The organism is Luteolibacter rhizosphaerae, from assembly GCF_025950095.1.
Classification (GTDB): domain Bacteria; phylum Verrucomicrobiota; class Verrucomicrobiia; order Verrucomicrobiales; family Akkermansiaceae; genus Haloferula; species Haloferula rhizosphaerae.
In genome coordinates this window covers 194,682-215,088 of sequence record NZ_JAPDDR010000003.1, presented here as the reverse complement: position 1 = coordinate 215,088, position 20,407 = coordinate 194,682, and the positions used below count along the sequence as shown (strand labels likewise).

22 protein-coding genes are annotated in these 20,407 nt (G+C 62.7%); 14 read left to right on the top strand and 8 right to left on the bottom strand.

Going from position 1 to position 20,407, the window contains the following annotated elements:
- Positions 1 to 16: 16 nt before the first annotated feature.
- On the top strand, positions 17 to 502 hold the full coding sequence (locus OJ996_RS06690; RefSeq protein ID WP_264512518.1) for a fasciclin domain-containing protein: 486 nt from the start codon (positions 17 to 19) through the stop codon (positions 500 to 502).
- A gap of 114 nt (positions 503 to 616) precedes the next feature.
- Here OJ996_RS06690 and OJ996_RS06685 read toward each other — a convergent pair whose 3' ends face one another.
- Positions 617 to 1,399 carry a carbohydrate-binding family 9-like protein gene (locus OJ996_RS06685; protein WP_264512517.1) on the bottom strand — a complete coding sequence of 261 codons (783 nt, stop codon included), beginning with the start codon at positions 1,397 to 1,399 and terminating at the stop codon, positions 617 to 619.
- Positions 1,400 to 1,486: 87 nt separating this feature from the next.
- Between OJ996_RS06685 and OJ996_RS06680 the strand changes: the two genes are divergently transcribed.
- A complete protein-coding gene (locus OJ996_RS06680; protein WP_264512515.1) occupies positions 1,487 to 2,329 on the top strand; it encodes an endonuclease/exonuclease/phosphatase family protein in 843 nt (280 codons plus the stop codon).
- 74 nt (positions 2,330 to 2,403) lie between these two features.
- Here OJ996_RS06680 and OJ996_RS06675 read toward each other — a convergent pair whose 3' ends face one another.
- From OJ996_RS06675 to madL, 5 genes are all read right to left on the bottom strand, one after another.
- Positions 2,404 to 5,532, bottom strand: coding sequence for a GDSL-type esterase/lipase family protein (locus OJ996_RS06675; RefSeq protein ID WP_264512513.1), 3,129 nt, complete (start codon positions 5,530 to 5,532; stop codon positions 2,404 to 2,406).
- A 39-nt stretch (positions 5,533 to 5,571) separates the two neighbouring features.
- Positions 5,572 to 6,366: a PEP-CTERM sorting domain-containing protein gene (locus tag OJ996_RS06670; protein ID WP_264512511.1), complete on the bottom strand. Its 795-nt coding sequence runs from the start codon at positions 6,364 to 6,366 to the stop codon at positions 5,572 to 5,574.
- 157 nt (positions 6,367 to 6,523) lie between these two features.
- Positions 6,524 to 7,987 (bottom strand): acyl-CoA synthetase, encoded by a 1,464-nt coding sequence (locus tag OJ996_RS06665; protein WP_264512509.1) that lies wholly within the window; start codon positions 7,985 to 7,987, stop codon positions 6,524 to 6,526.
- A 5-nt stretch (positions 7,988 to 7,992) separates the two neighbouring features.
- Positions 7,993 to 8,754, bottom strand: coding sequence for a malonate transporter subunit MadM (gene madM, locus OJ996_RS06660; protein WP_264512507.1), 762 nt, complete (start codon positions 8,752 to 8,754; stop codon positions 7,993 to 7,995).
- Positions 8,754 to 9,134 (bottom strand): malonate transporter subunit MadL, encoded by a 381-nt coding sequence (gene madL, locus OJ996_RS06655; RefSeq protein WP_264512505.1) that lies wholly within the window; start codon positions 9,132 to 9,134, stop codon positions 8,754 to 8,756. Before madL ends, madM begins: the two co-directional genes overlap by 1 nt.
- A gap of 123 nt (positions 9,135 to 9,257) precedes the next feature.
- On the opposite strand from madL, the gene OJ996_RS06650 reads away from it, so the two are divergent.
- A complete protein-coding gene (locus OJ996_RS06650) occupies positions 9,258 to 9,926 on the top strand; it encodes a GntR family transcriptional regulator (protein ID WP_264512503.1) in 669 nt (222 codons plus the stop codon).
- A gap of 18 nt (positions 9,927 to 9,944) precedes the next feature.
- Here the strand turns inward: OJ996_RS06650 and OJ996_RS06645 are convergent, their stop codons facing one another.
- Positions 9,945 to 10,472 (bottom strand): glutathione peroxidase, encoded by a 528-nt coding sequence (locus OJ996_RS06645; RefSeq protein ID WP_264512501.1) that lies wholly within the window; start codon positions 10,470 to 10,472, stop codon positions 9,945 to 9,947.
- Between the two features lie 121 nt (positions 10,473 to 10,593).
- Positions 10,594 to 11,734 (bottom strand): peptide chain release factor 2 gene (gene prfB, locus OJ996_RS06640; protein ID WP_264512499.1). Its coding sequence is split into 2 segments (ribosomal slippage): positions 10,594 to 11,655 and positions 11,657 to 11,734, totalling 1,140 coding nucleotides; the frame shifts between segments, so codons are not numbered across the junction.
- A 134-nt stretch (positions 11,735 to 11,868) separates the two neighbouring features.
- On the opposite strand from prfB, the gene OJ996_RS06635 reads away from it, so the two are divergent.
- From OJ996_RS06635 to OJ996_RS06585, 11 genes are all read left to right on the top strand, one after another.
- Positions 11,869 to 12,243: a hypothetical protein gene (locus OJ996_RS06635; RefSeq protein WP_264512497.1), complete on the top strand. Its 375-nt coding sequence runs from the start codon at positions 11,869 to 11,871 to the stop codon at positions 12,241 to 12,243.
- Positions 12,244 to 12,367: 124 nt separating this feature from the next.
- The gene (locus tag OJ996_RS06630) at positions 12,368 to 12,988 is read left to right on the top strand and encodes a hypothetical protein (RefSeq protein ID WP_264512495.1); all 621 of its coding nucleotides are present in this window, start codon (positions 12,368 to 12,370) and stop codon (positions 12,986 to 12,988) included.
- 18 nt (positions 12,989 to 13,006) lie between these two features.
- Positions 13,007 to 13,348, top strand: a complete 342-nt coding sequence (locus tag OJ996_RS06625; protein ID WP_264512493.1) for a heavy-metal-associated domain-containing protein — start codon at positions 13,007 to 13,009, stop codon at positions 13,346 to 13,348.
- 12 nt (positions 13,349 to 13,360) lie between these two features.
- Positions 13,361 to 13,756: a hypothetical protein gene (locus tag OJ996_RS06620; RefSeq protein ID WP_264512491.1), complete on the top strand. Its 396-nt coding sequence runs from the start codon at positions 13,361 to 13,363 to the stop codon at positions 13,754 to 13,756.
- 60 nt (positions 13,757 to 13,816) lie between these two features.
- A complete protein-coding gene (locus OJ996_RS06615) occupies positions 13,817 to 14,092 on the top strand; it encodes a metal-sensitive transcriptional regulator (protein WP_264512489.1) in 276 nt (91 codons plus the stop codon).
- A gap of 15 nt (positions 14,093 to 14,107) precedes the next feature.
- Positions 14,108 to 15,241 carry a permease gene (locus OJ996_RS06610; protein ID WP_264512487.1) on the top strand — a complete coding sequence of 378 codons (1,134 nt, stop codon included), beginning with the start codon at positions 14,108 to 14,110 and terminating at the stop codon, positions 15,239 to 15,241.
- Positions 15,242 to 15,283: 42 nt separating this feature from the next.
- A complete protein-coding gene (locus tag OJ996_RS06605) occupies positions 15,284 to 15,646 on the top strand; it encodes a hypothetical protein (protein WP_264512485.1) in 363 nt (120 codons plus the stop codon).
- A gap of 146 nt (positions 15,647 to 15,792) precedes the next feature.
- Positions 15,793 to 17,874, top strand: a complete 2,082-nt coding sequence (locus tag OJ996_RS06600) for a multicopper oxidase family protein (protein ID WP_264512483.1) — start codon at positions 15,793 to 15,795, stop codon at positions 17,872 to 17,874.
- 18 nt (positions 17,875 to 17,892) lie between these two features.
- Positions 17,893 to 18,135, top strand: coding sequence for a hypothetical protein (locus OJ996_RS06595; protein WP_264512481.1), 243 nt, complete (start codon positions 17,893 to 17,895; stop codon positions 18,133 to 18,135).
- Positions 18,136 to 18,156: 21 nt separating this feature from the next.
- On the top strand, positions 18,157 to 18,465 hold the full coding sequence (locus tag OJ996_RS06590; protein ID WP_264512479.1) for a YHS domain-containing protein: 309 nt from the start codon (positions 18,157 to 18,159) through the stop codon (positions 18,463 to 18,465).
- 56 nt (positions 18,466 to 18,521) lie between these two features.
- Positions 18,522 to 20,399, top strand: coding sequence for an ankyrin repeat domain-containing protein (locus tag OJ996_RS06585; protein WP_264512477.1), 1,878 nt, complete (start codon positions 18,522 to 18,524; stop codon positions 20,397 to 20,399).
- Positions 20,400 to 20,407 lie beyond the last annotated feature (8 nt).

Genomic DNA, 20,407 nt, shown 5'->3' with positions numbered 1-20,407 from the left:
CCAAACGAAAGTTACCATGAAGAAACTCCTACAGTCAGCATTGGTCTTCCTTGTCGCCGGCGGCATCGCCACGGCCCAAGAGAAGAAAGACATCGTCGATACCGCCGTCGCGGCGGGCAGTTTCAAGACCTTGGTCGCCGCCGTTAAAGCGGCTGATCTGGTCGAAACATTGAAAGGCACGGGCCCTTTCACAGTCTTCGCGCCCACGGACGAAGCGTTCAAGAAACTGCCCGCGGGCACCGTTGAGGATCTGCTGAAGCCGGAGAACAAGGCGAAGCTGGCGGATCTGCTCACCTATCACGTGGTCGCTGGTAAGGTCCCATCCACGGATGCGGTGAAGCTTACTAAGGCCACCGCGGTCAATAAAAAGGACATCATGTTGTCCGTGAAGGGAGACACACTGACGCTAAACGGCAGTGCAAAAGTAACCAAAGCAGATATCGAGGCCAGCAACGGTGTGATCCATGTGATCGATACCGTGATCATGCCTCCGGCCAAGTAAGGATCGGGAATTGGCTTCAAACCTAGAACTTTCCGGGCCGGTTGCCAGCACCGGCACCGGAAAGTCTTGGCATTTGCAGGTAAGACGTTTCCAAAGACGCGGATGGGCTCCTTCTCACTCAACGAACTGCAGCCTCCCCCACATCTCGGGGATGTGCATCGCGATCTCGCCTTGCGGGCTCCAAACCCAATTGTCCTCCGGATGCTCGCCCTCGGGGATCTTCACGCCGTGCTCCGGCACGCGGACATACTTGCCGTCCTTGATCTTATGCTTCCACTCCACGCGGGAGAAGTTGATCCGCCAGGTATCTCCGGCCTTTGGTGGCGAGGTCACGTTCCCCTGGTGCTTCGCGAGGTCCTTCCACGGTAGGAAGACCTCCACCGTCCAGCCCGTGTCCGTGTCGCCGGGATCGTTGAGCGTGCCTTGGATCTTTACCGCGCTCTTCAAGCTTGGGAGGTTGGTGCCGTGCACGGCCGTGCCGCCCTTCGCGTAGGGCTTGTCCAGCGTCAGCTCCCAGATGGTGCCCAGCGCGTTGATCTCGAACTCGTAGTAGTTGAGCGTGTCGCCGTCCGGATCCAGAAAGATCTCGAAATCGTTGTCGTGGAAGATGATCGCGTTCTTCTCCGTGAGCGTGCCCCACACATGGGGCTCCGCCATCTCCGCGCAGACGTGGAGGCCCTCCGTCGTCCACAGCATCTTGGCCCGAGTGCGGAAACGCGGCGCGGGATGATCCTTGCCGCGGATGTCGATAAAGTCACCGGTCCAAGCGGCGGCCTTCCATGCTTCGTCGGAGAGATTGCCATCCACCACTGGCGATTCCTTCGAGAGCTTGCACTCATAGCTCAGCGGCTCGGCGGTGGCGGCCGCGATCAAGGGCAGGGCGAGAAGAACGCGCATGCTCGCAAGCTCGGGGATCCGCACCGCCCCGGGCAATACGGAAGTTTCGGTTCGACGCCGCCACCCGCGCTTTTCCAAGCTGCGGCCATGATGAAGAAGTCCTTGGCTACCCTTGCGGCGGCGGTATTGGCGAGCGGCCTGGTCCAAGCGGAACCTCTGCGGGTGCTCTGCTACAATCTGCGCTACATCACCTCTGGCGATAAGGGCGAGCGTGCGTGGACAGAGCGGCGCGATCAGGCCGCCGAGTTGATCAAGAACGACGCCGCGGACATCGTCGGCATCCAGGAAGGCCTCCCGCCCATGATGAATGACCTGGCCGATCGCTTGCCCGGCTATGCCGTGATCGGCGTCGGCCGTGAGGACGGCATCGACCAAGGCGAGTACGCCGCGATCCTCGTGAAGGCGGACCGCTTCCGTGTGCAGGAGTCCGGTACTTTCTGGCTCTCGGATACGCCCACGATCTGCAACTCCTGCACCTGGGGCAATACGGTGACCCGCATCTGCACTTGGGCGAAACTCTACGACCGCGAGACCAAGAAGACCTTCCACTTCTTCAATACCCATCTCGATCACGCCTCCGAGCTCGCGCGTCAAAAGGGCACCGAACTAATCCTCTCGCGCATCGCCGCACGGCAACCCGCCGGCCCCGTCCTTCTCACCGGCGACTTCAATGCCACCGATGAGGATCCTCTTCACGCCACGATCAAGGCCGCTGGTCTGAGCGATGTTTGGAAGACCCTCAATCCCACGATTCCTTTGGAGGAGTCGGGAACTTTCCACGAGTTCACCGGCGTGACCGACCGCTCGCGCATCGACTTCATCTACGCCACCCCGGACCTGAAAGGACTGGAATCAATGATCGTGAGGAGTTCCAAGGATGGCCACTATCCCTCCGATCACTTCCCCGTCCGCGCCACTTTCCAGTGGTAAAAGAAAAACCCCACCTACGATTCTCATCGTAGATGGGGCCCGGAAACCCGATCCGGTGAAACTCCCTTGGCGGATCAGGGCAGTTCGGCCACCTTCAGTCGCAGCCAGAGGCGGGTGCCTTCCTTGGCCACCGTGGCCTTGCGGACCTCGATGCCGCCTTCGCTCGAAACCAGCGCGTCGGTCACGTCATCCCACTCGGAGAGGTCGTCACCCTTCTGCACCTGGAAGTCCAGGTCGGAGGCGGCGAGGTTCTTTCGATAGGTCAGGGTGATGAACTCGTCCTCTTCCACCGTCTCCATCGCGAAGCTGGTGCTATCGGCATCGTTCTCGCGCGGGTCGGTGCCCGCCGCGTATTCGAGCAGGTTTGAACGACCGTCACCGTCGGGATCGGCCTCGCTGCCCCACAGGCTTGCTTCCAGTTCCGCGTCGGCCAGCTCCCCGGCGCTGAAGTTTTCGGAGCGCCAGCTCTGGTAGGGAGTCAGCGGCGGCGTCACCGTGGATGCCGTGATCTGCATCGCGCTGATGTAGGCGAAGCTGCCCTGCACCAGCGTGATGTCCACGAAGGCCTGGCCGAAGGCATCCGGGCGGATGCCGCTGATCACGGCCACTTCGTCGTCGTTGTTGTCACCGCCCGTGCTACCGATTCCCGTGCCGCTGGTGGTGAGGTTTGCCGTGCCTTGGTTGGCTCCGAAGACATCGTACTTCGTGGTGCGCATCTCGGCATTGCTGCGCGCGCCGAAGAAACGGAACTCGTAGCTCAGCTCCGGATTCAGGCCCGAGAGCATGAAGCCACCGGGCACGTCGTCGCTAGTCGCATCGTAGATATCGTTCGCCGTGGAGTAGAAGAAGTCCTCCGTCGCCGTCTCCACCGCTAGCTCGCCGAGCAGCGATGCCTGCGGGGCGAAGAGTCCGCCGAAGGTCGCCTTGCCGTTGCAGAGGAAGCCGCCGGTCATGACCATGCGCATGCCGGTGTTCGTGCCGGTGCTGCGGACCAGGTTCCCCAGGTGCTCGCCGGCATTGATGGTGATGCCGCCGTTGGTCAGGTACCAGTTGTTCCAGTGGTTGCCGTTGGCATCGGCGCCGGTGGTCGGATCACCCGTGGTCACATCGCTCGGGCCGAAGTCGAAGAACAGCTTCTCGCCCGCCACGAGTGCGTTCGGATTCGCCGTGTAGGTCTTGTTAGGGGCGATCACCGCTTGGAGCGCCGGACGGATCACCGAAGTGAAGTGATCGTAGCCCTTGCGGTTTATGTGGGTGTCATCCACGAAATAGGTGTTCCACTCCGTCGGATTCGTGTCGTGCAGGGTATCCAGCAGCTCGTTCGTGTTCAGGAAGTGCAGCTTCAGGTTCGGATCCGAATTGCAGTAGTTCTTGATCAGCGTGTTCGCGGTGCGGCGGCGCGGATCGTGGTCCGGATTGTTGAAGAAGGACGGGACCGGCGTGATGCCGATGTAGCAGATCGGCACGTTCGGTTGGCTTGCCCGCACCAAGTTGATGAAGGTCTGGAAGTCGGCGAACACCTGCTCGCCGGTCTTGTTGCCCACGCGGATGTCATTGGTTCCTTCGAAGACGACGATCGCCGAGGGCTGGTACGGCGTCACGATGCGGTGCACGATCGGATTCAGATCCGAGAACTGCGAGCCACCGAATCCACGTTGAACAATGCGGTAGTCCGAGAAGTCCTTCGCCAGATTCTCCCAGCGCCGGATGCTCGAGCTGCCGACGAAGAGCACGCCACCGGGGGCAATCGGATCCACGCTGTCTTGGTAGGTCCAGCGGTCGATCTCGTTGTTGATCGCCACCGGAGGCAAGGCCGGAACCGTGGCGCCTTCCACGATCTCCAGGATTCCGAGGTAGGCGAAGTCGCCTTGGGCCACCGCGAGCTGCAGGGTCACCTCGCCGGTCGTGTTCGCTTGGATGCCGCCGAGCGCCACCGTGCTACGGTTGTTGCCGTTGTAGGCGGGGCCCCCGTCCGTGCCGATGCCCGCACCGCTGGTCTGCAGGGTTCCGGCGGTGATGCCGTTGCCCGCGGTGACGGTGTAGGTCGAGCGTCGGACTCCGGCCTCGTTGCGAGTGCCGAAGAAGCGCATCGAATACAGCTTCGTCGGGCTCAAGCCGCGGATCGTCATCGTGGAAGTCGCGGTCGCACCGTTGATGAAGAAGTAATCCTGCGTCGCGGTCGCCACGGCCAGATCACCGAGCAGCGCTTGGGTCGGAGCCAAGAGTCCGCCGTTCAGGATGCCGTTGTTCTGCCAGTTCGTGGAAGTCAGCGTGATGCCGAGTGCGGTCGGCTCGTTCGTGGTGCTCACCAGGTTGTTCACCGTGGTGCCGTTGGCGACCGTGCCGAAGTTGTTCCAGTGGTTGCCGAAGCTGTCCGGGCTCGTCGTCGGGTTGCCGTTGGTCGTGTCGTGGCGGCCGAAGTCCACGCGCACTTTCTTGGAAGCGATCGGCGCCACCGCATCACCTTCGGTGAGTTCCAGCACTCCGAGATAAGCGAAGCCGCCTTCCGTCGCCGTCACGCGCAGGGAGAGTTGGCCGCTGGCATCGGTCTGCAGGCCGGAGAGAGAAGCGATCGTGCTGTCGTTGCCATCCGTGCTGCTCTCCAGGTCGCCCCCGGAAGTTTGCAGCACGGTGCTGAAGACGCCGTTGCCCGCGGAAACCGTGTAGGTCGTCTTTCTCACCGCCGCCACATCGCGGGTGCCGAAGATCCGCAGGTTGTAGAGCTTGCCGGGATCGAGATTGTTGATGTTGAGCGTGGCATAAACCCCGTTGGCACCATCGATGAAGAAGTAATCCTCTGTCGCCTTGCCGACCGCGAAGTTCCCAAGCTTGACCGGATCAGGGCTGAGCAGACCGCCGTTGAGGCGACCGTTCGACTTCCAGCTGGGGCCGAGGGTCAGGCCGATCCCGGTGGGAGCGTTCGCCGTGTCGATCAGATTCAGGTAGCTCATCGCCACCGGGCCGCCGGTATTGCCGGCGCCCACCACGTTGTTCCAGTAGTTGCCGTTGGTATCGGCCACTCCGGTGCTGCCGTTGCCGGGGTTGATTACCGGAGTGCCGGAGGGAGTGACATTGCCGTCCGTGCCGTTGTTGGGACCGAAGTCCACCAGCAGGCTGCGGGCATGGAGAGGACTGGCGAAGAGGGTGACGAAACCGGCAAGCAGCGCCGGTCGCCAGCCCGTAAGGAGCTTGCGAAGTAACATGGGTTCGATGGGTTCAGGTGGGGAGAAACGACAGGCCGCTCAGCACAGGGCAGAGCTGCGGCGGCGCCGGGCCAGCAGGCCGATGACGCCGAGTCCGGCCATGAGCGCGGAGCCGGGTTCGGGCACGGAAATGCCCAGTACGCCCAGATAGCCGAAGCGTGGGTTCGCACCGCTCCCCGAGATGCTCAGGGTCAGGGTGCCGCCCCCGGTGGGGACGAGGTTGTCCAGACCGGCGATGGTCGAGACGTTACCGTGATAGCCGGTGCCGCCCAGATCCGTGCCGGAAGTCTGTAGGGTCGTCACGTGGGTGCCGTTGAGGTCCGTGACGGTGTAGGTGGTGATCCGGACCTCGATGGTATTCCGGGTGCCGAACATCGAGAGGTCATAGACCCAGTTCGGGTTCAGGCCGGAGATCGTGATCGTCGCCGGACCGAACTCGGAGAAGAAGTAATCTTCCGTAGCCGTCTGGAGACCGATGGTGATGCCATCGATCTGCAAGCCGGGGTTGCTGCCGATAAGTCCGCCATTCGCCCGGCCCGCGGAGAGCCATTGCTGGTCGGTGGCGTCCGGCCCGCCGTTGTCGGCGGTGAAGGCCAGGCTCACCGTGGTGCTGGCATTACCCGTCGTGACGAGATTGTTCAGTGCCAAGCCCGTACCGCCGGAAACCGGTGCACCGTGGGCGGTGGAGGTGGCATTGTTCCAGTAGACGCCGTTCGTATCGGGGCTCGCGGTCGGCGAGCCCTGCGCATGGCCGGTGGTCAGGCCCAGATCCACCAGGACGGTGGTGGTGGCGGAGGCCTTGGGGGAGAGCAGCGTGACCAGAAGACAGGGCACGAGGATACGGAGCGACCTTGGGTTTGGGAGGGTCATGTGTCCGAAAATGGAGAGATCGCCTTCAAGGTCAATCCTATTGTATACAATAATCAGGATGAAGCATACTCACAACGATTCCTATCCTTTCCGTGATGACGCGAAACCGTCCTAAGACAACTTAACGAAAGAGCTTTCCGACCTCCTTCTTCGCCACCTTGCCCATCGCGTTCCGCGGCAGGCTCTCCACACGTAGCAAGCGCCGCGGCAGCTTGTAGGAGGAAAGCCGCCCTTTGCTCCAGTGCTGTAGATCTTCCAAGCCGAGATCTCCTTCGAGCACCGCCGCCACGGCCACGGTCTCACCCCAGGTATCATCTTCCAAACCGATCACGGCACACTCGCGGATTGCCGGGTGTTCCAGCAGCGCGGCTTCGATCTCCAAGGCGGAGAGCTTGTAGCCGCCGCTCTTGATGATGTCCACGGACAGGCGGCCGAGGATGCGGTAGTAGCCATCCTCGCGGATGCCCATATCGCCGGTGCGGAACCATCCATCTTCAAAGGAGGCGGCGCTTGTCTCGGGAAGCTGCCAGTATTCCAAGAAGACGGCCGGTCCGCGCACTTGGATCTCCCCCGCCTCATTCGCGGTCGTGATCGTCTCGCCCGTCTCACTGCGCAGCCGGACTTCCACACCCGGCAGTGGCTGCCCCACGCTGCCGCTGCGGCGCTCACCATGGAGCGGATTGGACAGGATCATTCCCGTCTCGGTCATGCCGTAGCGTTCGAGCAAACTTTGGCTCGTCAGCTCGGCCCAGCGGCGATGAAGGCTTGCCGGCAGTGCCGCGGACCCGGAGACCATCAGCCGCATTGCGGCGAAGCCCTTCAAGACCGCCCTCTGCGAGTCCGGCTCAAGCTGCGTCGCCAGCTTCGCATAGATCGTCGGCACTGCCATGAAGAGGCTGTATTCTCCCGCCGCCACCCGCGGCAGCACCATGGCCGGATCGAAGCGCGGGAAGACATCGACCAAGGCACCCGACCACAGGGCGCAGCCGAGCACGTTGATGATCCCGTGGATGTGATGCAGCGGCAGGAAAAGCGGTATGCGGTCGTCCGCTTGCCATTCCCATGCAACGACAAGTGCCTCGATCTGTGCCTGCAGGTTCGCATGGGTACTCACAGCACCTTTCGGTTTGTTCGTGGTGCCGCTGGTGTAGAGGATCATCGCGCGGCGCTCATGGCGGATCTCCGGCAGCTCGCAGGCTTCGCAGCGTAGCGCATCATCCACCAGCAATAGGGCTCTCTCTTCGGAGGCAAAACGATCGGCCTCGGCCCTCGTCACTAGGATCAGGCAAGCATCCGAGTCCCCGAGCGCATGCGCTAGTTCAGGCACCGTCGCATGCACCGAGAGAGGCACCGCGATCCCGCCTGCGCGCCAGATACCCCATTGGATCGCGACATACTCGAAGCTGGCCGGCGCCATGAAGGCAATCCGCGCTTCCTCCAGATCGCGCCTCCCGCCGAGCAGTGCTGCTGCGATCCGGGCGGAAGCATCTAGCAGCTCGCCATAGGAGCGATACACCTCCCCCTCGCGCAGGGCGTGGCGGTTCTCGAAGCTGCGGGCACGGGCTATCAGCGGAAGTTCCAACATCTCTCTCAAACAATCGAACGGATCAGGAAGTACATCACGGAAGGTCCGAGCAGGCAGCCCAGCCCTGTGTAAAAGGTCGCTGTCATGGCCCCATAGGGCACCAGCTTCGGGTCGGTCGCGGCCAGGCCTCCGGCTACGCCGCTGGTGGTTCCCATCAGCCCGCCGAAGATCAGCGCGGTGCGCGGGTTGTTCAGCCCGATCGAGCGGGCCACCCATGGTGTGCCGATCATGACGAGGATCGACTTCACCAACCCCGCCGCGATGCTCAGGGCAATGACCTCCGAGCTGGCTCCCAAGGCGGTGCCGGTGACGGGGCCGACGATGAATGTGGCTGCACCGGCTCCCAGCGTGGTGATGCTGACCGCATCGCGGAAACCGAAGGCCCAAGCCACGCAGCCGCCCATGATGAAGGATACCAGAATTCCGGTGAAAAGTGAGAGCACGCCGACCGAGCCGGTCTTCCGCAGCTCGCCGAGATGCACGCCCATGGCCGTCGCCACGATCGCGAAGTCGCGCAGCATGGCGCCGCCCATCAAACCCACGCCGGCGAAGGCCGGAATGTCGGCGAGGCCCTTCTTTCCCTCGGTGACCAGTCCTCCGGCATAGGCCAATCCTAGACCGAGCAGGATCGCCACGGCGGAACCATGCACCCGTCCCCGGGTCAACCGCCCCGAGAGGATGTAGGAGATCCACACCAGCAAACCGATCAGGGCGAAAGCCGTGATCAGCGAGTACTCAATCAGCAGGGGCTCGATGAACTTGATCATCAGGGGAGGGGGGAATCGTCATCTTGCGACCGGCCGATCCGGGCATAGACCGGCACCAGCGCACAGCAGGCGAGGGTGGCCAGCAGACCCGCCAGGATGGCGGCCGGCCCCCCATGGATCGCGGCACGGACATTCTGCGATGCCGCCATGGCCACGATCACCGGGATATAGATCGAGCTCCAGAAAAGGATGCCTTGCTCGCTGGGTTCCGGTAGCGCGCCGTCTCTCTTCAGGCGGTCCGTCAGCAGGACCAGCAGCAGCATCGCGATCCCCACGCCGCCGATGTTCCCGTCCATGCCCAGCATCCAGCCGAGCAATTTTCCCGCCAACAAGCCGGCGAGCAGGCAAAATGATAACAAGGCGGTTCCGTAGATGGCCATGCCCTTTGGGTTTCGGGTTTTGGGAGGCGGACAGTGGCTATCTGTAGGAGTGTCCCTGTTTTTGTATACAAAATAAATGGTGGCTGGATTGGTCGCGATATTCGTGGCTAGTCTCCTCCCGCCATGGCGAGTCGCAGTGCCGATGATATCCGGGAAACGATCGAGCAACGGATCGTGGAAGGCGAATTCGAGGACGGGGAGCGCCTTGATGAGGTCACCTTGGCAAAGCGCTTCGGCGTCTCCCGTACTCCACTGCGGGAAGCCCTGCGGATGCTGGCGGGCTCCGGCTTGGTGGAGCTCATCCCGCGGCGCGGGGCCTTTGTCCGCCACCCCGGCATTGTCGAGTTGGTGGAGATGTTCGAGGTGATGGCGGAACTGGAAGCTTTGTGCGGACGCCTGGCGGCGCGGCGGATCTCCCCGGGCGAGCTGGCCAAGCTATCGGTGGCCGCGCGGGCCTGCGAGCAGGCGCTGGATAAGGAAGACCCGGATGGCTACTATCACCGCAACGAGGAGTTCCACCAACTGATCTACAAGGCTGCAGGAAACAGCTTCCTAGCCACCGAAGCGAAGCGCCTGCAGAAGCGGCTGCGGCCCTTCCGGCGCATGCAGCTGCGCGCCCGCGGACGCATGAAGCAGTCGATGGAAGAGCATGCGCTCATTCTGAGGTCGTTGGAAGCCGGAGATCCGGAGGCCGCTTCCGGCAGCCTGCGCAGCCATGTTACCGTGCAGGGGGAAAGATTCCACGACCTCCTCTCCAGCTACGAGAAGGCCGGGAAAGCGGCGGGTGTCTAGGCCCACGAACCCGGAGCGCTACTTCAGCGCCTTCTCGATCGCCTCGGTCACCTCCGGGCTGTCCGGTGTGGTCTTCGGCTCGAAGCGGGCGATCGGCTTGCCATCCTTGCCGATCAGGAACTTGCCGAAGTTCCAAGACACATCGCCCGGGAAAGCTCCGTCCTTGCCGCTCAGGGCGGTGTAGAGCGGGTGCTGCTCCGGGCCCTTCACGTGGACCTTGTCCATGAGCGGGAAGCTGATGTCGAAGCTGGTCTTGCAGAACTCCTTGATCTCTTTCCCGGTCCCCGGCTCCTGGTTGCCGAAGTCGTTGCAGGGGAAGGCCAGCACCACGAAGTCCTTCCTACGATACTTGTCGTAGATCTCCTCCAGCGCCTTGTACTGCGGGGTCAGGCCGCACTTCGAGGCGGTATTCACCACCAGCACCACCTTGCCCTTGTAATCGGCCAGGCTGGTCTCCTTGCCGGTGATGGTCTTGAAGGGAATCGTGCTCAGGTCCGCGGCGGACGCGGCCAGGGTCAACAAAAGGGAGGCGAAGAGAGAGCGCATGGCGAGGAAGATACGGCCATGCGAGGGCGCGGCTTCCAGCTTATTCCGTGGCAGGCTGCACCCTCCGCCTTAGGAGGAGGGTGCAAGTCTAGGACTGGAGCCGCCGCCCGCGGGAGGGCGATCAATCGTCGTCGCCACCGCCGCCCTTCACGCGGACCTTGCCGCGCAGCTTGGCTTCGATGAAGGCGTCGATGTCGCCGTCCATGGTGGCTTGGATGTTGTTCGTCTCCTCGCCCGTGCGCAGGTCCAGCACCTTCTGGTACGGCTGGAAGACATAGGAGCGGATCTGGTTGCCCCAGGCGATGTCGCCCTTCTCCCCGTAGGCGCGCTCGGACTCCGCCTTGCGCTTGTCTTCCTCGATCTGGAACAGCTTTGCCTTCAGGATCTCGTAGGCCAGCTCCTTGTTCGCGCCTTGCGAGCGGGCGTTGGTGGAGCGGATCAGGATGCCGGTGGGCAGGTGGCGCAGCAGCACGCCGGTCTCCACCTTGTTCACGTTCTGGCCGCCCTTGCCGCCGGAGCGCATCGTCGTGATCTCGATGTCCTTCTCGTTGATCTCGATCTTGATCTCGTCGTTGATCTCCGGGGTTGCATCCACCGAAGAGAAGGAGGTGTGGCGCTTGCCCGCGGAGTCGAAGGGCGAGATCCGCACCAGCCGGTGCACCCCGCGCTCGTTCTTCAGGTAGCCGTAGGCGTAGTCGCCGGTGATCTTCATCGAGGCGCCGCGCAGGCCGGCCTCGTCGCCGTCTTCCCAGTAGATCGTCTCGCAGGTGAAGCCCTTGCGTTCCGCCCAGCGCGAATACATGCGCCACAGCATCTGGGCCCAGTCACAGGCCTCCGTGCCACCCGCACCGGCCTGCACCACCAGGTAACAGGAGGAGGAGTCGTTCGGGCGATCCAGCAGCGTCAGCAGCTCGAAGGACTTGATGTCCTTATCCAGCTCCGCCGCGTTGTGGTAGGCCTCTACCGCCGCATCGTGGTCGTCGAACTCCTTCGCGAGCTCGATGCCCGCGAGCAAGTCCTCGTAGCGACCGTTCAGCTTTTGGAAAGCGCCGAGCCGTTTCTTCAGTCCGGCGATGCGCGTGTTGGTCGCGCGGGCCTTCTCCTGATTGTTCCAGAAATCCGGGTCGCCCATGGCGGCCTCGAGGGAGCCGATCTCCCGTTCCAGGGTCGGCACGTCAAAGATACCTCCCGAGCTGGGTCAGACGGCTCTTCAGAGCGTCCGTATCCAGCGCCAGGAGGTCGGCGGTTTGAGGTTCAGCCATAAGGTGGGCGGAACGTGGCGGCGCAGGGCGGGGGAGTCAAGGAGATGGCTGCGCCGGAAGGGCTTCTCGTCTTGCTTTCACGGGCTTTTCGGCTATGGAGGGAATCTTCCGGGGCGTTTTGCCTCTCATTACCGGTGTCGCGTCTTGCTTCCATCTTCACCTGCTTGCTGGCGCTTCTGGTCGCCAGCCCGCTGTGCTGTTGCGCCGCGGAACTGCGGCAGGAGCAGGGGGAGAAGAGTTTCGACTGCTGCTGTGGCGGCGGAAAAAACGACAAGCAGAAGCCGGATCACGACTGCGCCTGCGCCAAGAACGATCCCCGCGAGTCTCCGGACGTTCCTTTGATTCCGCCGCCCCACGCGGCATCCCAACTTTCCTTTGAGCCGGCCAGCGTTTGGCTGCCCTTGGCCCTCCAATCCGATCTGGACCTAAGCCCCGCTTGGGTGCCCTCGGTCCCGTGGCATGCCCCGCCTTCGCTGCGGCGTGCTCTCCTGGTTAGCAGGACACTGTGAGAAAAGACCCGCTGCGGCCGCTTTGGTAGGCCGTCACCCGTTTGTCCGCGCCATGCCACCGCCGCCTTGTCGGTGCTGTCTGCCGCGTTGATCCGTCTTCTTCTCAATCCCTGTGTCCATCTCCATGAGATCCCTTTGCATCCTTCTGCTCGGTGCCGGGGCTGCGGCTGCCCATCCCGTTTCCTTCCAAGAAGCGTGGCAGCTCATGCTCGGCGGTACTGAGTCCGTCCAAAACTTCGAAATCTACCATTCCTACACTTCGAAGACCGCCTTCGGTTTTCACGCTATGCGCTTCGAGGATGAAGGTGATGACGACTACTACACCGGCCTTCAGCACAACTGGCTGCTCAAGCGCTGGAACCTGCCCGAAGCCCAGGCGAACGTCTACCTCGGCCTAGGGGCCGGCATGGCCAAGCAGGACGGTGATTCCGCCGCACCCGCCGGTCTCGGCTTCTTCCGCGCCGACTATGAGACCCGCCGCATCTACACCGCTTTCGAATCGAAACTCATCGGCTCGGAAGACGTTTCCCGCGGCGTGACCAGCCTGTCTTTCGGCGTCGCCCCGTACAAGGCGGAGTTCGAGCAGCTCAATACCTGGATCATCCTCCAGCTCGAGCACGTCAGCGGGATGGAGGACGACCTCGATGTCATCCCGAAGCTTCGCTTCTTCAAGGGACCCTACTTCGTGGAACTCGGCTGTTCGCTCGATGGCGAGCCGCTCCTGAACTTCATGATCCATTTCTAAACCGAACCTATTACTGCCATGTATCACAACATTCTGCTCAGCATCCTCGGCGCCTGGCTCTTCCTCGCCGGACCCGCCCGCGCTTCGAACGAGCGCGTCATGACCGTCAAGACCACCGTGGATGGCATGGTCTGCTCCTTCTGTGCGCAGGGCCTCGTCACCCACTTCAAGAAGCACCCCGCCGTCTCGAACGTCCACGTGGACCTCACCCGCAAGCTCGTCATCCTGGAGGAGAAGAAAGGTGCCACCATCAAGGACGAGGAGATCACGGAATTCATCAAGAAGTCCGGCTTCGAACCCAAAAAAGTGGAACGCGTGACCGACGCTTTTGAGAAAGTGAAGGCCGACAAGAAATCGTAGCGCCGATTGCCGATGAGCCTTTGGCGTCGCGAAGCATCGGAACGGCTGCCCGAGCTGCAGAGGATCATTGCCTCGCGGTTTGTGGACGGCCCGATGATGCTGTGGATCGAACTCAATACGGAGTTCGAGAAGTTATGTGGGAGCCAACCGCCTCCCATCGATCTTCTGCGGCGGATCTGGCGCTACTGCGATTGGTGTCTCCAGCATGGCGGGGAGGACGTACGAACGGCAGCGGCTTTGGGTTTCGGCGAACACTTGATCGATTCCCCGCAGCGCGCCGCATTGCTGCCTCAGATCATGAGTTGCGCCGACTACGTCTCGCTCAGGAATCTCGTGGAGTACCATCATGCCCCCACTGAGATGGACGATTGGCTGCGCAAACTGTGGCCGAGGCAACACGGTCGTTGATCGCAAGTATCTCCAAAATTCTCTCTTGCAAATATACCTATACCCCCTATAGGTATTTTCATGCAGCGCGGATGCCACGAAACGAAGCCTCTCCTTGGCCGGGTGAACCGGATTGTCGGGCAGGTTCAGGGGATCGGCCGGATGATCGAAGAGAACCGGGATTGCCCCGAGATCCTCAATACCATCTCCGCCATTCACTCCGCTCTGCGTGGACTCGAAGCCAAACTCCTTGAGGACCACGTCCGCCACTGCGTCACCGAAGCTGCCACGGATGCAAAACAGCTCGACCGCCGCATGGAGGAGCTCATCGAACTCTACAAGCGCCGCCTTGCTTAACCCCCGGAGCCCGCCATGAATTCCTGCCACACTCACGCCTCGAAGCCCGAGCCCCGGCCCTCGTGCTGCGCTCCGGCCTCCCCGCAAACCAAGCCATCCTGCTGCGGCGGACCGCCAGACCAGGAGATCGCTTCCTGCTGCGCGCCTTCATCGAAGAACAAGATCGATTGGCTTCTCTGGGGCTCGCTGGCTTTGGTCACTGCCGGTGTTGCCGGGCACTTCCTCGGCGGCGGCCCCGCGTGGTGGCACACTTTCGCGCATGGCAGCTGGGAATTCATGTCGAAGGCCTGGTGGGGACTCCTCGCGGGTATCGTCGCGGTTGGCGTGATCAATCGCCTGCCGCAGGACCTCCTCAGCGGTTTGTTGGGGAAGGGAGGTAGCTTCGGCGGCATCCTTCGCGCCACCTTTGCCGGCACTTTGCTCGACCTCTGTAATCACGGCATCCTCATGGTCGGGGCGCAGCTCTACAAAAAGGGCGCGTCACTCGGCCAGACGCTCGCCTTCCTCGTCTCCAGCCCTTGGAACTCGCTTTCGCTGACTCTCATCCTAGCCGCGCTAATCGGCTGGAAGTGGATGCTGCTCTTCATTGCCGCTTCCATGGTCATCGGCATCATCACCGGTTGGGTGGCGGATCGCCTCGTCAGCCGCGGGGTCCTGCCCGCGAATCCGAATGCCCGTGAATTGCCTGCCGACTTCCGCTTCGGTCCCGCTTTTCGCGAGGCTTTCATCCAAATCAAGCCGACCGCCGCGAACCTGAAGGCGATTGCCAGCACGGGTCTCTCGGAGTCGCGCATGATCTTGCGGTGGATCTTCTTCGGGGTGGTGCTTGCCGCAGCGGTGCGCGCCTTTGTCCCGGCAGAGGTGTTCTCGCAGTACTTCGGTCCTTCGCTCGTGGGGCTCTTGCTTACCCTGTTGGCCACCACCATTATCGAGGTCTGCTCGGAGGGCTCCAGCCCTGTCGCCGCGGATCTCCTGACCCGTGCCGCCGCTCCCGGAAACGCCTTCACCTTCCTGATGGCCGGTGCCGCCACCGATTACACGGAGATCATGATTCTCCGCGAAACGACCAAGTCGTGGAAGGCCGCACTTGCCTTGCCATTGATCACCGTGCCGCAGGTGTTGCTGATCGCTTGGTTCTTGAACCAGTAAAGAAATGGACTAGCCTCCTAGGTTTCCCGTCCGAGCTTCGCCATGAGCATCATCCGCAGCATTCTCGCCGTCCTCTTCGCGATCCTGATCGCGAATCCGGCCTGCTGCTGTACCCCGAGGAAAGAGGCGGAGCCCGCGCAGTCCCATCATTGCTGCGGCGGGACGAAGAAGGAGCAGAAGGAAGCGCCTCAGCACTGCGCGTGTCCTTCCACCAGTCCGAAGCAACTTGAGGATCCGCCGGTCATCCCGGTGTTCAGTCCGATCGAGTTGCCGCCGGTGTTGGCATCTTTTGAGGAGCTGCGAATTCCGGAAGTCCCGGAACGCGAGGTCCCTGTCGCGGACTTCCGCTGCGGTACCGGGCCGCCTCTGCGCAGGCTCGCCATGCTGCAGCGTTTTCTGATTTGATGTGAGCTGAGACGTAGGCGGCCCCTCTAGCGAGCCAAGCCGTCTGTCGATGTCCGCGCGCCGGCGAATGCTTCCGGCGCAGCCCGCTCATCCGTGATCCATCCTGCCGGTCTATCCGCGCCGGGGGATCCCACTCACATCCCATCATGAAACATTTTCTAACATTACTTCTCTTTCTAACAGCCGCTCACGCGAAGGTCGTGGAATACGACCTCGAAGTGGCCGAACAATCTTGGTCGCCCGGTGACGGCGTGAAGAGCGTCCGCGCCCTGACTCTCAATGGCGGCATCCCCGGTCCTACCCTGCGTTTTCGTGAGGGTGATACGGCACGGATCCGGGTCCACAACCGCCTCAAAGGTGAAGAAACCTCGATCCACTGGCACGGCTTGCTGCTGCCGAATGCCCAGGACGGCGTGCCACATGTCACCACGCCGCCGATCCAGCCCGGCACCACGCACACCTTCGAATTCCCGCTCAGGCATTCCGGCACCTATTGGTATCACAGCCACACCGGCCTGCAGGAGCAGCGCGGGGTCTATGGCTCCATCGTGATCGAACCGAAAGGTGGCGAGCCGGTGAAAGCGGCCCGCGATCATGTCGTGGTTCTCTCCGACTGGACGGTCGAGAATCCGAACGAGGTCATGCGCACCCTCATGCGCGGCAGCGAGTGGTATGCCCTGCGGAAGAACAGCATGCAGAGTCTCACCGGTGCGATCAAAGCCAGGGCCTTGAAGGACTTCTGGGAGCGTGAGCGCACCCGCATGCCGGCCATGGATATCTCCGATGTGGCCTATGATGCCTTCCTCGCCAATGGCCGGCGCTCGATCCAGCTCCCGGGCAAGCCCGGTGAACGCGTGCGCCTCCGCTTCATCAATGCAGCGGCATCCACCTACTTCTACCTCGAGTCCGCCACCGGTCCCATGACCATCGTGGCGGCAGACGGTCCGGCCGTGCGTCCGCTTCCCATCAAACGTCTGCTGGTCGGCATGGCGGAGACCTACGACGTGATCGTTACCGTCCCGCCATCCGGTCAATGGGAGGTGCGAGCCACCGCGCAGGATGGCTCGGGACATGCATCCGTGCTGTTAGGTAGCGGGGATCTCCATCCCGCGCCGGAGATCCCGCGGCCCGACCTCTATCGCATGGACTACATGATGGCCGGCATGAACGAGATGGAGGAAGGCATGGAGATGCCGGGAATGGATCACTCTGCCATGTCCCTGCGGGGGTCCGGCCACGGTGCCATGAAGCATGGCTCCGCCGCGGTGGAGAACCCGCGGCCGCTGCCGCCTTACTCGAAGCTCCGCGCTCCGGAATCCACCGCCTTCGCCGCCTCGCTGCCGCGCCGGACCATTCCGCTCCGACTCACCGGGGATATGGAGCGCTACGCCTGGTCATTCAATGGCAAGACCATGGCCGAGGACGCGGTGATCAAGATCAAGCGCGGCGAAGTCCTGCGCCTGGAAATGGTGAACGACACCATGATGCACCATCCCATCCACCTGCACGGCCACTTCTTCCGCGTGTTGGAAGGGCAGGGGAAGGACGCCCCGCTCAAGCATACCATCGACGTCCCGCCCATGGGCCGCCGCACGATCGAGTTCGAGGCCGATGAGAGCGGCGATTGGCTCTTCCACTGCCACCTGCTCTACCACATGCATGCGGGCATGGCCCGGGTCTTCTCCTATGAGGAGCAGGGTCCCGATCACCATCCGCACCTCGGCGAGCATGCGCACGACCCGCTTTACATCATGCTCGATGGCAGCCTGCAGAGCCACCTGAGTGAGGGGATGCTGACCCTGATGAATTCCCGCAACGACTACTTCGCCATGTGGGATGTCGGCTACGGCGACGTGGATGAGACCGAGTATGAGATCGATCTCGGCTGGAAGCGTTATTTCAATCCGAACTTCTCCACCGTCCTCGGCTGGCGCTTCACGAATATGGAGGATGAGGAGGACCGCGCGTTCGCGGGGATCCAATACCGCCTCCCTTACCTCGTCTGGAGTTCGGCTCAGGTCGATAGCGAAGGCGAGCTCAGGCTCGGCCTCGCCAAGGCCTTGCAAATCACCGACCGGTTCGGGGTCTTCGCCGGCGTCCAGTACGACACCGGTAGCGAGTGGGAGTGGTCGCTCGGCGCGGACTACATCCTCAATAAGCAGTTCTCCCTCATCACCCAGTACCACTCCGAGTACGGCCTCGGCGGGGGCTTCTCCTTCCGCTTCTAACAAACAACAAACGACATCATGAAAACGACCATCGCATTCCTCGCCTCCGTCTTCCTCGCCTCCTGTGCCGCTTCCGGTGGCAACAGCGCAGGAGTCAAATCCTACACCGCCAGCACCTGCATCGTGACCGGCAACAAGCTCGGCTCGATGGGCACTCCGGTGACCAAGGTCTACGACGGGCAGCAGGTGAAATTCTGCTGTAAACCCTGTGTCGCGAAGTTCGAGAAGAACCCCGCGAAGTACCTCGCCAAGATTCGATAATCCCCTTCAATCCGGACGGACATGAAACCCGTATTTCTCCTGATCGCATCGATCGCGCTCGCTTCCTGCGCCGCCAAGGCGCCGGAGGCGGCCGCCGCTACTCCCGAGTCCGCCGCCCGGTCCAAGAAGGTGGCGAAGAAAGAGCCGAAACCGAAGTCCTACCCGCTGAAAACCTGCCTCGTCACCGGTGACGGGCTGGACGACATGGACGAGCGGGTCACGACCGTTTACGAGGGCCAGACCTTCGAGTTTTGCTGCAAGCCCTGCCTGAAGAAGTTCAACAAGAACCCCGGCAAGTACGTGAAGGCCCTGGCAAAGGCGTCGGGCTAATTGCGACAAGGCCGGAACTTGTCTAATTCAAAACGATATGATAACACGCCCGGGCCGTGAATTGTCGCCCTCACGCCCGTGTTGCTCTGGCCGCTGCCTTGCTGCTGGCCGTGCCTGCGTGCCGGAATCCCCAGCGTGAGGCGCTCAAGCAACTTGAGAAGGACAAGATCGAGGCCTCGGGAGCGTCCTTGCTTCAGGCGGTTCAGGACGGCGATGACAAGCTCGTGAACCTCCTGCTGCAGGCGCGGGTCTACTCCGGCCAGCGGGATGCGGAGGGCAATAGCCCTCTGCATGTCGCTCTCTCCCGCGGGCACGTTGGCATTGCAGATCGCCTTATTTCGGAAGGGGCCGATCTCCGCGTCGCAAACCCCGCGGGCGTCACGCCGGTATCGCTCGCCGTCTTCAAGGGCGAGAGCGCCTTGGCGGATCGCCTGCTCAACGCGGGCGCTCCGGCGGAAGGCCTGACCCCGGATGGCGACAAGGTCTTGCCGTGGGCGATCCGCAATGGCCGCTTGGTTTTCGTCCGCCGCCTCATGCAGGGCGGCGCGGATCCCCATCAAAAGGATGCCGCCGGGAACCCCTTGCTCCACGTCGCGATCGAAACCGGCCGCCGCGATCTGGTGAGCGAGTTGCTCGAACAAGGCGCGGATGCCGGCGCGGTCAGCGGCAGCGGCGAGTCCTCGCTGGTGGCCGCCCTGCGCAAGGAATGGCGGGACATGCTGCGACCCCTCGCCGCCGCCGGGGCCGACCCTAATCTCCCGGATAGCAAGGGCCGCTTGCCCCTCCAGGCCGCGCTCGATGCCCGTGACTTGCCGCTCGCCAAGCTGCTGGTGGGCCTCGGTGCCCGCCCGCTTGATGGCTCGTGGGCGAACGCACTCTGGAAGTCCTACACCGCCCGCGATCTCGAAGTCTGCGGTCTGCTCCTCGGCATGGGCATCTCCCCGGATACTCGGGATCCGCAGGGCCGGCGTCCGGTTCAGGCCGCCCTTGCGGATGGCCGCGCGGATTTCCTCCATCTCTTCCTCTCCTACGGGGCGGATGGCAGCGGCCTGTTCTACGAGGCCAGTCGCCGGAAAGCCTTTCACCAGACCGGCATCATTGTCGCCCATTGCGGCCTGCCGAAGCCGCTGCCTCCACCTTGGCTCGATACCCCTCTGGGCCTTGCGATCCGGCATAACGATCTCCGCACCGTCTCGCTCTTGCTGAATCGTGGTGCCTCGCCGATGCAGTCGGTGGCGGAAGGCGTGGAACCGCTGCACCTCGCGATCGTCCTCGGACGGCCCCGAATCGTGAAGGAGTTGCTCAAAGCAGGCGTGGATCCGAACGTCGCGCTCAGCCTGCCGGTTTCCGCGGAGTTCCTGCGCCAAGTCCGTGGCGGGAACATGCGCTGGCTGCTGAAGAACGATCAGAACATCACGCCCATCATGCTGGCGGCGGACTCCGGTCATCCATCCACCGCCCGCGCACTTCTCGCCGCCGGGGCCAAGACCAGCGTCTGGACCCGCCGCAACCGCATGTGGCCGATCAATATCGCCGCCCGCAAAGGCGACGTGAAGATGATGCGCGTGCTGCTCGGCAAGGATCCGGAAGTCGAGCAACGCCGGATCGTGGTCGATCTCTCCGAGCAGAAGGCGTGGATCTTCGATTCCTCCGGTTACGAACTTTTCAGCACGAAGGTCTCCACCGGCCGCTCGGGCTTCGCCACCCCCACCGGCACCTTCGCGATCACGAACAAGTACCGCGATTGGACCTCCACGATTTACGATGCCAGCATGCCCTTCTTCCAGCGCTTCAGCTGCGGGGACTTCGGCTTCCATCAAGGCGTCGTCCCCGGATATCCCGCCTCGCACGGCTGCATCCGCGTCCCGCACGGGAACGCGAACAAGCTCTTCTCGCTCACCGAGCTGGGTGATCGCGTGGAGATCCGCCCCTGAGCGCGGAC